The 13,808-nt window shown below is 36.0% G+C and carries 10 protein-coding genes; 8 read left to right on the top strand and 2 right to left on the bottom strand.

Annotated features, from left to right (window positions below; genetic code table 11):
* The first annotated feature begins 112 nt into the window (after positions 1–112).
* Together NFR82_RS06825 and NFR82_RS06820 are read left to right on the top strand one after the other, a co-directional pair.
* A complete protein-coding gene (locus NFR82_RS06825) occupies positions 113–1,042 on the top strand; it encodes an L-lactate dehydrogenase (protein ID WP_251717542.1) in 930 nt (309 codons plus the stop codon).
* 147 nt (positions 1,043–1,189) lie between these two features.
* Complete coding sequence (locus NFR82_RS06820) at positions 1,190–2,548, top strand: threonine/serine exporter family protein (RefSeq protein WP_251717541.1); 1,359 nt, start codon at positions 1,190–1,192, stop codon at positions 2,546–2,548.
* 66 nt (positions 2,549–2,614) lie between these two features.
* Here NFR82_RS06820 and NFR82_RS06815 read toward each other — a convergent pair whose 3' ends face one another.
* Both NFR82_RS06815 and NFR82_RS06810 read right to left on the bottom strand, forming a co-directional pair.
* Positions 2,615–5,191 carry a mucin-binding protein gene (locus tag NFR82_RS06815; protein ID WP_251717540.1) on the bottom strand — a complete coding sequence of 859 codons (2,577 nt, stop codon included), beginning with the start codon at positions 5,189–5,191 and terminating at the stop codon, positions 2,615–2,617.
* A 450-nt stretch (positions 5,192–5,641) separates the two neighbouring features.
* A complete protein-coding gene (locus NFR82_RS06810) occupies positions 5,642–6,148 on the bottom strand; it encodes an aminoacyl-tRNA deacylase (RefSeq protein WP_251717539.1) in 507 nt (168 codons plus the stop codon).
* Between the two features lie 65 nt (positions 6,149–6,213).
* Between NFR82_RS06810 and prmA the strand changes: the two genes are divergently transcribed.
* From prmA to aspS, 6 genes are all read left to right on the top strand, one after another.
* Complete coding sequence (prmA, locus tag NFR82_RS06805) at positions 6,214–7,158, top strand: 50S ribosomal protein L11 methyltransferase (RefSeq protein WP_251717538.1); 945 nt, start codon at positions 6,214–6,216, stop codon at positions 7,156–7,158.
* A gap of 23 nt (positions 7,159–7,181) precedes the next feature.
* Complete coding sequence (locus NFR82_RS06800; protein ID WP_251717537.1) at positions 7,182–7,553, top strand: hypothetical protein; 372 nt, start codon at positions 7,182–7,184, stop codon at positions 7,551–7,553.
* A 15-nt stretch (positions 7,554–7,568) separates the two neighbouring features.
* Positions 7,569–9,818, top strand: coding sequence for a RelA/SpoT family protein (locus NFR82_RS06795; RefSeq protein ID WP_251717536.1), 2,250 nt, complete (start codon positions 7,569–7,571; stop codon positions 9,816–9,818).
* Positions 9,818–10,255: a D-aminoacyl-tRNA deacylase gene (gene dtd / locus NFR82_RS06790; protein WP_251717535.1), complete on the top strand. Its 438-nt coding sequence runs from the start codon at positions 9,818–9,820 to the stop codon at positions 10,253–10,255. The genes NFR82_RS06795 and dtd overlap by 1 nt, the downstream gene beginning before the upstream one ends.
* Before the next feature lie 299 nt (positions 10,256–10,554).
* Positions 10,555–11,841 (top strand): histidine--tRNA ligase, encoded by a 1,287-nt coding sequence (gene hisS / locus NFR82_RS06785; protein WP_251717534.1) that lies wholly within the window; start codon positions 10,555–10,557, stop codon positions 11,839–11,841.
* Between the two features lie 2 nt (positions 11,842–11,843).
* Positions 11,844–13,700, top strand: a complete 1,857-nt coding sequence (aspS, locus tag NFR82_RS06780; RefSeq protein WP_251717533.1) for an aspartate--tRNA ligase — start codon at positions 11,844–11,846, stop codon at positions 13,698–13,700.
* Positions 13,701–13,808 lie beyond the last annotated feature (108 nt).

Here is a 13,808-nt window from a genome sequence, read left to right as displayed (position 1 = left end):
TAATATAGCAATAAAAAATGTTTAAAATATGTAATCGCTTTCTGAAAAGTAAGGTATAATAAATATGTGATTAAAAAACGAGTGAATAAAAAATGAAAGGATATTTTCTATAATGAGTAAAAAAGTATTTCTAGTTGGTGATGGTAGTGTTGGTTCAACCTTTGCAAATGATTTATTGCAAAATACTCAAATCGATGAATTAGTTATCTTTGATGTAGCTAAGGATCGTCCTGTTGGTGATGCAATGGACCTTGAAGATATTACACCATTTACAGGTGAAACCAACATTCATGCTGGTGACTATAGTGAAGCAAGTGATGCTGATGTTGCAGTTATTACTGCTGGTGTACCTCGCAAACCAGGTGAAACTCGTCTTGATTTAGTTACTAAAAATGTAAAGATCTTACAAAGTATCATTAAGCCAATTGTAGATTCGGGATTCCATGGTGTATTTGTAGTTTCAGCTAACCCAGTTGATATTCTTACGACTTTAACTCAAAAGTTATCAGGTTTCCCTAAAAACAAGGTCATTGGTACAGGTACTTCACTTGATTCAATGAGACTTAAGGTTGCTCTTGCCAAGAAGCTTAACTTGCCAGTAAACAAGATTGATTCAATGGTTCTTGGTGAACACGGTGATACTTCATTTGAAAATTTTGCCGAATCAACTGCTAATGGTAAGCCTCTTAGTGAATATCCAGAACTTGATGATGCAACTTTGACTGAAATTGAAACTGAAATCCGTAAAAAGGGTGGAAAGATCATTGCAAACAAGGGTGCTACATTCTACGGTGTTGCTATGATGCTTACCCAAATTGTGGCTGCCATTCTTGAAAATCGTTCAATCGTACTTCCACTTTCAGCTCCAATTGAAGGCGAATACGGCATTAAGCATAAACTTTACCTAGGTACTCCAACTGTTATTAATGGCAGTGGTATCAGCCAAGTTATTGAGACTAAGCTTAGTGATGAAGAAAAGGCTAAGATGATCAACTCTGCAGACAAGATGCAAGAAGTTTTGGCTGGTGTAAAGTTCGATTAAAAATAATATTAAATCTATCTTTCATTTAAAAACGTAGCACCGCTACGCTTTTTTCTTGTATTTAATAACTAAAGGTGCATTAGAGAGAGGGTGTGGTAAAATATAAAAAGCTATTGCTTAATTAATGAAAGAAAAGAAAAGGAAAAAATGACAGAAGAAACCGAATATCAAAAACAAGAGCGAAAGAAACTTTCGCACCACCATCATATGAAGATTCGTTGGGAAGAATTCTTTAAAAGTGATGATGATACCTTAGCCAAAAATGCAACTCTAGTTGAAAAGGGATCGCTGGTCGGTAGAATAGGATTGATGTTACTAGCATGCGGAACCGGTTCTTGGCGAGTTCGCGATTCGATGGATACTATTTCAAGAACACTTGGGATTACCTGTTCAGCCGATATTGGTCTAGTTTCAATTTCGTATACTTGTTTTGATGTCGACAATCAATCATATTCACAGACTTTATCACTTCCAGCAACAGGAGTTAACATGACTCGGCTTAATGAGTTAGAGAAGTTTGTCCGCCAATTTCAAAAAGGACACGGTCACTGGACCTTAGGTCAAATTAAACATCGTCTTGACGAAATAGAGCACATTAAGTCAAATTATACTACTTGGCTAAAGGGACTTGCTTCTGGATTAGCCTGTGGCGGATTTATTTTTTTACTAGGGGGAGGCTGGCCTGAAGTCATCTGTGCCTTTTTTGGAGCCGGAGTAGGTAATTATGTTAGAGGGAAGATGGCGAAAGTTACCTTAGTTGGAAAAACCTCAGTAAGTGTAGCTGCAGCATGTTTAACCTATTTTATTGTTTTCCATATTTTAAAGGTGGCAATGAACCTTAATCCTGCACATGCATACGGCTATATTGGAGCTATGCTTTTCGTTATTCCCGGATTTCCGTTTATTACTGCAGGACTTGACATGTCTAAACTAGATATGCGATCTGGTCTTGAAAGGCTAGCTTATGCGGTTTTAATTGTCTTAATAGCGACTATGTCTGGCTGGGCCGTAGCAATGTTACTTCAATTAAGGCCTGGAGCCATGCCAGAATTGAAGCTAGGTATTGGATTATTACTAGCGCTGAGATTGCTTGCTAGCTTCTGTGGGGTATTTGGATTCTCAATAATGTTTAATTCTTACCCTAAAATGGCCTTTATAGCTGCTGTGATTGGTGCAATTGCCAATACGACTCGCTTAAGCTTAGTAGATTATGCTCATTTTCCAGCTGCTTTAGCTGCTTTCCTCGGAGCTTTAATTGCTGGACTTTTAGCTAGTGTTGTTAGACATCGCGTGGGCTTCCCTAGAATTGCTTTAACAGTTCCATCTATTGTGATTATGGTTCCAGGACTATATATGTATCGTGGAATGTTCAATTTTGGAATCACTAATATTAATGTTGGAGCTTACTGGTTAACTGGAGCGTTGATGATTATTTTAGCATTACCGCTTGGATTACTTGCAGCAAGAATTTTAACAGATAAAAAATGGCGTCACGTTGATTTATAGGCGCATGAAAAAAGAGATCGAATTTTCGATCTCTTTTTTTATTAAATATTTTCAAGGAATTAAAACTTAGTCGTGTTTGCGCTTAGAACCCGCAATGCCAAAGATTCCAGCAAGGGAAGCGAAAGCTAAACCGATAAGTCCAAGTTTATTATCCTTAACGCCAGTATTTGGTAAACTTTCTTTACTTTCCTTTAATGGATTTGTTGTTTGATTGTTAGGAACTTTATAATCAGTGTTTACAAGCTTAGAACTATTACCATGACCATAGTTCTTAGAATTTTGTTTTCTTGAGTGCTTTAGATTTTTATTCTTTGGAACATTAGTTGAGTGGGGACGAACAGTTCCTGGTTCAGTAGGTTGTTGAGGCTTACTTGGAATGCTTGGCTGGTCTGGAACAGTAGGTTGGTCAGGTTGAGTTGGCTCACTTGGAATTACAGGAACGTTAGGGATGTTTGGAGTATCGGGTACTTTATTGTAAGGAACGACAACTGCGATTGTTGAAGCCTTTGGTAATCCATTAATTTGATCTTCAGTGAATAGGATGCCGCCAACTTCTTTTTCGTTTGTTGCAAGTAATTTGCTGTCAGTACCATTTAATTGTTCAGTAATATCTTTAGCATCGATAGTGTAGCCATCAATTTTTGGATTTTCAACAGACTTAAGTGAGCTGATTGACCACTTTCCGTACTTTACTTCATTTGTTACTAAGTCTGTATCTTTAGTTCTAGTAAAAGCAAGAGTGGCGGATTTGTATGAAGGAGCAATTGACTTCTTGGTTTCTGCATCAATGTAGTCAATTACTTCGTTGATTGTCTTTTCTTCAGAGCCTTTTTGAATATCATGTTTAAAGTGAACAACAAAGAATTGAGGTTGCGCATCTTGGGTTGGGTCTTGACTATTGTCAGTGTTATCAAAGCTGCCATAGATATAATTTGTGTTAAATTTGTCACTTAAAATACTTTGTCCCTTGTCAGTTGCACTATTTGCTTTTTGAACATTTACTAATAGGTAGTGCTTATTGATAAGTTGGTCATAGAGATTTTGAGCTTTTTCACCGAAGTTAATTGTTTCGTTAAAAAGACCTTTAGTATCTACAACATATGGATCGCTGGTTTCAATCCAAGTATTAGTAGTGTCATCATAGAATCTCAATTGGGCTTCTTGATCATAAAGGATATCAGTTCCTGTACCAGAACCAGTTATATTCTTATTTAAGAAGGCAATATGTGATTCTGGAGTAGTTCCTTGACCTTGGAATGATTGATAAATCATGTAGGCACCATTGCCTGGATTAGTTTGGTCCTTTGGCAAGGCAGTATCAACTTGAATGAAGTATGCATGCTTACTAAAGTTAGTATCATTTTGACCATTTACTGGAATATAGAAAGTTACATTTTCGTTAGATTTTCTTTGATCAACTGCAAAGCCATTTGGCGCAGTCGCATTATTACTGTTTACTTGTAAGTATTTAACAAAGTTAGGTCTATAATTGCCGTCTTCTGTAATAACTTCATAAACTTTAGTGTCTTGACCATTGTAAGAAACGGTATCATCAATTCCATATCTTTCACCATCAGTGTTAACAATCAAGTTGTCAGGAACTTGCCATACTTTGATCGAACCAGGGAGAAAAGTTTGGTCACCATGGAAGAGGGCATCGAAATGAGCATTTTCTAATGGATTAAGTTTAATTCCTTGGCCATAGTTGAAGTAGATACCCCATTGTAATAACTTAGTTTCTTCATTTAAATTATATTTATCAATATCTTCTTGACTAATATTGCCGTAACCAACTTCGCTATTAAAGTCTTTTTGACCCATTGAGAAGCCTTTAATGATTTCATCTTCGACAACTTTATCTTCATATGGAAGAACATCTGCCTTAAAGAGATCTTTTACGATTGGAGCACTATCACCAATTGTAATAGTTAAACTTGCTTGAGTTGGATTGTTAGCATCAAGAGTTGTTGAACTATTAGTAACTTTACCGATAACTGGAATCGAAAGTGAAAGACTTGATGGGTTTAAGTTAGTATTGGTCCATTCAGCGATTACTGAATCAGGAGTATCTTTGGTTACCATCCAGCCATTAATATTAGTTTGGAAATTATCTTCAGTATTAATGACTAAGTCGTTCTTAGTATCATTAAAGTTGAACTTGATCTTTTTATCATTAGCTTGCAAGTTAGTGATGTCAGTGTGGATGTAGATATTATCTTGACCAGCCATAATATCAGTCACTTGATTATCGGTAAGTATGTTGTTGGTATCATTACCTTCATTATCAGATGAGGTTGCATAAACATCGACATTCGTTTCTTTTGCCGATTTAGAATCAACAGTAGCATCTTGAGTTTGGTGATTATTTTGATCCTGAGCAGCTAAAGTAAGATTATTTGATTTTCCTTTAACTACTTGAGAAGCAGAATCGGTAGATGTAGTAGATGTAGTTGTTTCTTGTTTGCTTTGCTCAGAAGCTTGAGTAGATGGATTTGTTTCGTCTGCGTGAGTAACTTGAGCATCGGTAATCATAAATGTAGTACCTAAAGCTGCTGCAACTAACCCAATAGATAATTTGCGGAAACCAAATCTTTGCTTGCTTTCGAACTTGTTTGTAAATATACAATTATTTTTAGACTTCATGGAATTCATCCTCCAATTTCCCCATGATTTATATTTAATAAAACAATTCGCATATCCATATCAAGTATAGAATACCATAAAAATAACTTTTCTAGTTATGTTTTGTAAAAAAGTCTTAGTTATTTATTCATGAATTTATATTTTTATAACTTATTTTCAAAGGATAATATTTGTATCAAGTATAATGAGCAGCGTTATAAATCTCTTTTAATAAATAACGTAAATTAGAAATATAAAAAGAGCAGTCTCGAACTGCTCTTTAATAAAACTCATATGTTGATTATTTGAGTAATGCCAATTTCATTACTAGCAAAACTGCAGCAATAGCAATGGCAAAGCCAACTAATCCCATTGATAAATTCATTTTATTCATCTTCTCCTGTGTTTTAATAATCTATATGTGGTGCATAACTAATATAACACAATTGAAGATTACTTGTGAGCGCTTTTTTATTCTTTTAAGTCATAAAAGTCGGTCTCACAGAATTTAGCTAAATCTTCTGGATTTAAGAACACACTACGTCCAACCTCACCGCTAGATACCCCAACTTCTTCTTTATCTTTCATACTGTCATCAAGATAGATAGGGTAGTGATGGTTAAACCAGATACCAATTGGAGTGTTTGCTCCATGAACATAGCCGGTTGTCTTTTGCAATTTCTTTAATGGAAGCATTTCGCACTTTTTATTACCGGAAACTTTTGCAAGCTTTTTCAAGCTTAAGTGCTCGGTTACTGGAACTACCCCAACGACTGGACCAGTTTTATTTCCTTCACATACAAGAGTTTTGTAGACTAAATCTTCATTCTCTTCTAAAATAGAAGTATCCATTTGCGCAACACCACCGTGATCTTGGTGAGTTGCAAATGAAGCTTGACGATACTTGATTTTATTTTGGTCGAGAATTTTTTCGACTAAAGTTTTTTCAAGTTTATTTTTCTTTTTCTTCTTTGACATGTTTATCACCCAAAAAATATGATAGCATTGCCGAGGAGATTTTTTAAAGGGGGGTTAATAATATAATGAAATTACTCGTAATAAAAATTGAAACAAGTCATGAAGTTGAAGATGCTTTAAGTATCTTTGCACAAGACAATTTAAACGCCTTGGGTACTGAAAGTAGAAAGAGAAGCGACTTCGAACAAGCTGGTTGGCTCCATGATTCAACTGTAGTTGAGATGGATGATATTAAAGATTTACCAGAAGACTTACAATTTATGGCTTACTTTGATGAAGAAGCAGATAAAGATAGTTTAATTAAGAAATTTACTGATAAACTTGAAGAATTAAAGGGTTATGGCTTAGATGTTGGTGATGTTAAGATTACTTCATCATATATTGCTGACCAGGATTGGAATACTGCATGGCAAAAATATTACCATGTTATTGATTTTTCTCGTCACTTAGCTATTGTACCTGAATGGGAAGATTACAAGCCTGCTTTTAGCGATCAAAAATTGATTAGGCTTGATCCAGGCCTTGCCTTTGGTACCGGAAATCACAAGACTACTCAGCTTGCCATGATGGGGATTGAACGTGGAATGGTTCGCCCAATGACTGTAGTTGATGTTGGTACTGGGTCAGGAATTTTGGCTATTGCTGCATCAAAACTTGGTGCTAAAAGTGTGTTGGCAACAGATATTTCTGATGAATCAATGACGGCTGCGCAAGAGAATTCTAGCTTAAATAATTTAAATAATATTTCTGTTCAAAAGACAAGCCTATTAGCGGGTGTAGATGGAAAGTTTGATTTAATTGTAGCTAATATTTTAGCCGAAATTTTACTTGAATTGATTCCTCAAATGAATGCTCATCTTAATGAAGGTGGTCAGGTGATCTTCTCAGGTATTGACTATTTACAACTCCCTAAGATTGAAAAATCCCTCGATGAATACGGCTTTAAGATTGATCTTAATATGAGACAAGGTAGATGGGTAGGGCTTGCTATCACTAGAAAAGAAAAGTAAAATAAAGGATAAATTAAACTTAGATGAAAAAAGCACAAAAATTAATACAAAAGGTTCAATCAATTTCTTGGATTAAGAAATTGATTGAATATAAATTTATGCCAATTATTTGCTGGAGTATTTTAGTTGCGGTTTTGCCATATTTATTTAGTCTGGTAAGTGTACCAATTGTTTGGCGAATTGGACTTTTGTTTATCATTATCAATAGCATTATTAGTTACCATGTAGGTAAACAAATTTTGCAACTTAATTTGAAGCGTTGGTGGTTATTAATACTTCCAGGATTATTTTGTTTAGCAATTTTTCCAAAGTTTGCTAACTATAATTTGATTTTTGGCATAATTTATTTCATATTTGAACTTTTTGGTTTAATGGATAAAAACATTTATCGTTAGAAGGGATGATCTTCAATGTCAAAATACATTGAAATGACGCATGAACAAGTAATTGATGCTTGTAGAGAATATATGAATGATGAGCAATTGACATTTGTTGAAAGTGCCTTTGAATTTGCTAATAAAGCTCATGCTGATCAAAAGCGTGCATCCGGTCAACCTTATATTGTTCACCCAATACAAGTAGCTGGTACCTTGGCCAATTTAGGTCTTGATCCAGATACTATTGCGGCTGGGTTCTTACATGATACTGTTGAAGATACTCCGGTTACTAACGACGATATTAAAGAAAAATTTGGCTCAGATGTTGCATTTATTGTTGATGGTGTAACTAAGTTAAATAAATATGAATATAAGTCACACCAGGAATTTTTAGCTGAAAATCACCGTAAAATGTTGATTGCGATGGCTAAGGATATCAGAGTTATCTTAGTAAAACTTGCTGATCGTTTGCATAATATGCATACTTTGGAGCATCTTCGTCCAGATAAACAAAGACGAATTGCTTCAGAAACAATGGATATTTATGCACCACTTGCCGATCGACTTGGTATCGGAACAATTAAGTGGGAACTTGAAGATATGAGTTTCCACTATCTTAATCCAGATGCTTATTACCGCATTGTCGGCTTAATGGATGTAAAACGTAGTCAACGTGAAAAATATATTTCTGATGCAGTCAGTGTTTTGAAAAAGACCTTAGATAGTCTTGGGATTCAATACGAAATTTATGGTAGACCAAAGCATATTTATTCAATCTACAAAAAGATGGTTGAAAAGCACAAGGATTTTGATGAAATCTATGATTTACTTGCTGTTCGTGTCATTGTTAAGACGGTTCGTGATTGTTACGCAGTTTTAGGTGCGGTTCATACTGAGTGGAAACCAATGCCTGGTCGATTTAAGGATTACATTGCTGTACCAAAGGTTAATGGTTACCAATCACTTCATACAACAATTATCGGACCTGGTGGAAAACCACTTGAAATTCAGATTAGAACTGAAGAAATGCATCAAGTTGCTGAATATGGTGTGGCTGCACACTGGGCATATAAGCAAGGTAACTTTGAAGGTGTAAAGGAAACTACTTCAGGCGAAAAGCTCGACATGGTTCGTGAGATCCTTGAATTAAAGGATGAAACAAAAGATGCTGGAGAATTTATGAAGAGCGTAAAGAGTGATATTTTCTCTGATCGTGTCTATGTTTTTACTCCAAAAGGTGAAGTTTATGAACTTCCGAAGGGATCGGTTACACTTGATTTTGCCTATGAAATTCACACTCAAGTAGGTAGTCACGCCGTTGGTGCACGCGTTAATGGGAAGCTTGTTCCACTCGATTATAAGTTGAAAAATGGTGATGTAATTGATATTTTGACTCAGTCAAATGCGACACCATCACGTGACTGGGCGGATATGGTTAAGACTTCACGTGCTCGTAATAAAATTCGTCGTTACTTTAGAGCGCTTGATCGTGAAGATAGTATTGAACATGGTAAACATGAAGTGGCCGAGCTTCTGCGTGAAAATGACCTAAATGCCAAGGAATATATGGATAAAGAACATATAGAAAAAATCCTTGAACATTTCAATTACCGTAATCCTGATGAATTATTTGCAGCCATTGGTTTCGGTGATCAATCAGCAATCGGAGTATATAATCGTTTGACTTTCGATTTACGTAGAAAAGATGAAGAAGAAAAGCAAAAAAAACGTGAAGAAGAAATTCTTAACTCCGGTCAAAAGGCAGCTATAGACGATGAAAAGCCAAGTAGGTCTAATAGCAATGCCACTATGAAGATTAAGCACCGCAATGGTGTAATGATTCAGGGTGTTAGTGATTTAATGCTTCACCTAGCTAAATGTTGTAACCCAGTTCCAGGGGATGACATTATTGGTTATGTTACTAAAGGCCGCGGGGTTACAATTCACCGTGCTGATTGTCGTAACATTACTAAAGAGGCTGAGGATCAAGGTCGTTTAATTGATGTCGAATGGGAAAATGTTGACGATAGCGGCAAGCTACAAGCCTTTAACGCTAATATTGAGATCTTTGGATATAATCGCGGCAACTTACTTAGTGATGTGATTAATAAGTTGAATTCATTAACTACTAATATTAATAATATTTCAGGTAAGGTTAATGATGAAAATATTGCTCATATTTATGTAACGGTTGCGGTTAGAAATGCGGAACAATTACGTGATATTTTGAGTAAGTTACGTGATCTTCCAGATGTTTATGAAACTAAGAGGTCAGATAATTAATGAGAGTTATAATTCAAAGAGTAAATCATGCTCAAGTTGATATTGACGGTGAGACTGTTGGTAAGATAAAAAAGGGCTTTTTACTATTAGTAGGCTTAAAAGATGGTGATGAATTAGATGTAGTGAAAAAGGCTGCTGATAAAATTGCCAAAATGAGAATTTTTGAAGATGAAGATGGTAAAACTAATTTATCGTTGAAAGATGTTAATGGTGAAATTCTTAGCGTAAGTCAATTTACTTTACTTGCTAATACTAAAAAGGGAAATCGTCCAAGCTTCGTTGATGCGATGCGTCCACCAAGGTCAAAAGAACTTTGGGAAGATTTTAATAAAGAACTTGAAGATAAAGGCTTCCATGTTGAGACTGGAGAGTTCGGAGCCGATATGCAAGTAAGTCTTGAAAATGATGGGCCATTTACAATTGTTTTAGATATGTAAGTAAGGTAAAAATATTCAAATAAATCGCTTACATAGGTTGACTTTAAGTCTTGAAAAATATATTCTAAACAAAGAATTATCAATGACAAAGAATGAAGATTAGCAGGTTCATTTTAAAGAGACCACTCATTTTAGTGAGAGAGTGGAATGATAGCTGTCTGTGACACCTTTATCAGATAATGGTTCGTTTGGCGAGCGTTAATCGCAGCAACTATAAGGTGGTACCGTGCTAATTTAGCGCCCTTGATTCGTTTCAAGGGCGCTTTTTATTTTGTTAAATATAAATAAAGGATGATTAAATGAGAGTTCAAAGACCAAAGGGTACAGTTGATATCTTACCTGGCGTTTCTGATTCATGGGAAAAAGTTGAGCAAACTGCTCGTGATTTTTTCAAACGCGCTAATTATCGCGAAATCAGAACACCAATGTTTGAAAATTATGAAGTTTTTGTACGTTCAAGCGGTGAAACTTCAGATATTGTTGAAAAGGAAATGTACGATTTCTTTGATAAGGGTAAGCGTCACATTGCACTTCGCCCAGAAGGAACAGCCGGCGTTGTTCGTGCATATGTAGAAAATAAATTATATGGTCCGGATATCGTTAAACCGTTTAACGTTTTCTACATTGATCCAACATTCAGATATGAAAGACCTCAAGCTGGTCGTCAACGTCAATTCCACCAAATCGGTGTTGAAAGTTTCGGTTCGAGCAGTCCACTTGCTGATGTTGAAACCATTATGATGGGACATGACTTACTTGCTGAACTTGGTGTTAAGAATTATGAACTTCATATTAATACTTTAGGTAATAGTCAAGTTCGTCAAGATTATCATGATGCATTAGTAAATTACTTTACACCTCTTAAGGATCAACTTTCAGAAGATTCTCAAAGACGTCTTGAAATGAATCCACTTCGTATTCTTGATTCAAAGGCCGAAGAAGATCAACAATTCTTGCCAAATGCACCTAAGATTCGTGAATACTTAGATGAAGAAACAAAAGTTAACTTTGAATTGATTACTAATACATTGACTCAACTTGGGATTGACTACGTTGTTGATGATGACTTGGTTCGTGGTCTTGATTACTACACAGGTATCATCTTTGAATTTATGGTAGATGATAAGAATTTGTGGGAATCAGCTACTACTATTCTTGGTGGTGGACGTTACGATCACTTGGTTGAAGAATTTGATGGTCCTGAAACTCCAGCCGTTGGTTTTGGTATCGGTGAAGAGAGATTGATGCTTGTTTTGAAAGAACAAAATTCAGATCTATTCACTGATCAAGGTATTGATTTCTTCATTACTAATATTGGTGAAGGAACTGATCTTAAAGCAGTTGAAATTGCAAGATCTCTCAGAGCCCAGGGCTTCAAGGCTCAATATGACGTTGATCAAAAGAAACTTAAGGCCCAATTCAGAAAAGCAGATCGTGTGAATGCTAAGTATGTAATAACTCTTGGGGCCAAAGAACTTGAAAATGGTCAGTTAAATATTAAGCGTTTATCAGATGGTCAAACCATTGATTTAAGCTTAGAAGATTTAAATGATATGAAAAATATCATGAAGAAATTAGAGGATTAAAAATGGAACACATGGATAAAAGAACAGATTACTGTGGTAACATTACTAGCAAATATGAAGGTCAAGAGGTAACTCTTTACGGTTGGGTACAACGTGTACGTAATCTAGGAAACTTAGTATTTATTGATCTTCGTGATCGTGAAGGTATCGTTCAAGTCGTCGTTAACAAGGATTCTGGAAAAGATTTAATGTCCGTTGCCGATGAACTTGGTAGTGAATATGTTATCGAAGTTAAAGGTAAAGTTGTTAAGCGTTCAAGCGTAAACCCAGACATGAAGACCGGTGAAGTTGAAGTTGATGCAACTGAAATTGATATTTTGAACAAATCAAAAGTGCCACCATTTGAAATTAAGAATGATATTACCGCTAATGAACAAACTCGTTTAAAATATCGTTACCTTGACCTTCGTCGTCCAACTTTACAACGTGCAATTATGCTTCGCGCTAAGATTATGCGTGCAGTTCATGAATTCTTTGACGAAAATGGTTTCATTGATATTGAAACTCCAATTTTAGGTAAGTCATCCCCAGAAGGTGCACGTGATTACTTAGTTCCATCAAGAATTTACCCAGGTAGTTTTTACGCTCTTCCTCAATCACCACAATTGTTCAAGCAATTGTTAATGGGGGCAGGTTTTGACAAGTACTACCAACTCGCACGTTGTTTCCGTGATGAAGACCTTCGTGGTGACCGTCAACCTGAATTTACTCAAATTGATATGGAAACTTCATTCCTTGATGAAGAGGGTGTTCAAGCTTACACTGAAGGACTTCTTAAGAAGGTTATGAAGGACGTAATGGGTATCGATCTTAAGACTCCAATTCAACGTATTACTTGGGAAGAATCGATGAACAAGTATGGTTGTGACAAGCCAGATCTTCGTTACGAAATGTTTATTCATGATTTAAGCTCAATCTTTAAAGATTCTGACTTTAAGGTGTTCTCAGGAGCTATTGCTGATGGTGGCTTTGTAAAGGGTATCGCTGTAAAGGGCGGTGCTGACAAGTATTCACGTAAAGATATTGATAAGAAGGCAGATTTTATCAAGAGATTCCACGCTAAGGGATTGGCATGGGTTAAGTATGAAGATGGAGAATTCACTGGTCCTGTATCACGTTTCTTAACTGATGAAAACAAAGAAGCTTTGAAGAAGGAATTCGATCTTGAAGGTGGAGAATTAATTACTTTTATCGCTGATAAGTGGAAGGTATGTTGTGACTCACTTGATCACCTTCGTCGTGAATTCGCTAAGGAAACAGGTATCATTCCTAAGGGTGTATTCAAGTTTGTTTGGGTTGTTGACTGGCCATTATTCGAATACGATGAAGGATTCGGCCGTTGGATTGCTGCCCATCACCCATTCACAATGCCAGATGATGAAGGTATTAAGTTATTAGATACTGATCCTCATAAGGCTCACGCTCGTTCATACGATATCGTAATGAACGGTGACGAACTTGGTGGTGGTTCAATCCGTATCCACAAGCGTTCAATTCAAGAAAAGATGCTTAAGGCATTAGGCTTTACTGAAAAGAGAGCTTATGAACAATTTGGCTACTTACTTGATGCCTTGGATATGGGCTTCCCACCACATGCTGGTCTTGCAATTGGTCTTGATCGTTTTGCTATGCTTTTGGCTGAAAAGGATAACATTCGTGACGTTACTGCATTCCCTAAGAATGCTAGTGCTTCAGAACCAATGATGCACGCTCCAGCTCCAGTTGCTAAGCAACAATTAGATGACTTAGGTATTTTAGTTGAAGAAAAGTATCATGAAAGTATGGAAGAAACTGAAGCTCGTCTTGAAAAAGAAGCCGAAGAAGATGCCAAGGAAAATTCAACTTGGAATGAAGACTAAACTAATTTTAGATAATAAAAAAGAAGCGAAGTGAACTGAGACCCAAAAATTGGACAGTTTAAAACATAGGATTATTTAAGGCGTGATTCCGATATTCTATCGGAGTTG

The sequence above is a fragment of the Lactobacillus agrestimuris genome (genome assembly GCF_943193025.1).
Classification (GTDB): domain Bacteria; phylum Bacillota; class Bacilli; order Lactobacillales; family Lactobacillaceae; genus Lactobacillus; species Lactobacillus agrestimuris.
Note: the sequence above shows the minus strand (reverse complement) of the source record. Positions and strands in the feature narration are given on the sequence as shown.

Bases quoted from the DNA above. Each gene is read 5' to 3' on its own strand.
- NFR82_RS06800 (WP_251717537.1), top strand. From the start codon at position 7,182: ATGAAAAAAGCACAAAAATTAATACAAAAGGTTCAATCAATTTCTTGG.
- NFR82_RS06795 (WP_251717536.1), top strand. From the start codon at position 7,569: ATGTCAAAATACATTGAAATGACGCATGAACAAGTAATTGATGCTTGT.
- prmA (WP_251717538.1), top strand. From the start codon at position 6,214: ATGAAATTACTCGTAATAAAAATTGAAACAAGTCATGAAGTTGAAGAT.
- NFR82_RS06810 (WP_251717539.1), bottom strand. From the start codon at position 6,148: ATGTCAAAGAAGAAAAAGAAAAATAAACTTGAAAAAACTTTAGTCGAA.
- NFR82_RS06820 (WP_251717541.1), top strand. From the start codon at position 1,190: ATGACAGAAGAAACCGAATATCAAAAACAAGAGCGAAAGAAACTTTCG.
- hisS (WP_251717534.1), top strand. From the start codon at position 10,555: ATGAGAGTTCAAAGACCAAAGGGTACAGTTGATATCTTACCTGGCGTT.
- NFR82_RS06815 (WP_251717540.1), bottom strand. From the start codon at position 5,191: ATGAAGTCTAAAAATAATTGTATATTTACAAACAAGTTCGAAAGCAAG.
- dtd (WP_251717535.1), top strand. From the start codon at position 9,818: ATGAGAGTTATAATTCAAAGAGTAAATCATGCTCAAGTTGATATTGAC.
- aspS (WP_251717533.1), top strand. From the start codon at position 11,844: ATGGAACACATGGATAAAAGAACAGATTACTGTGGTAACATTACTAGC.
- NFR82_RS06825 (WP_251717542.1), top strand. From the start codon at position 113: ATGAGTAAAAAAGTATTTCTAGTTGGTGATGGTAGTGTTGGTTCAACC.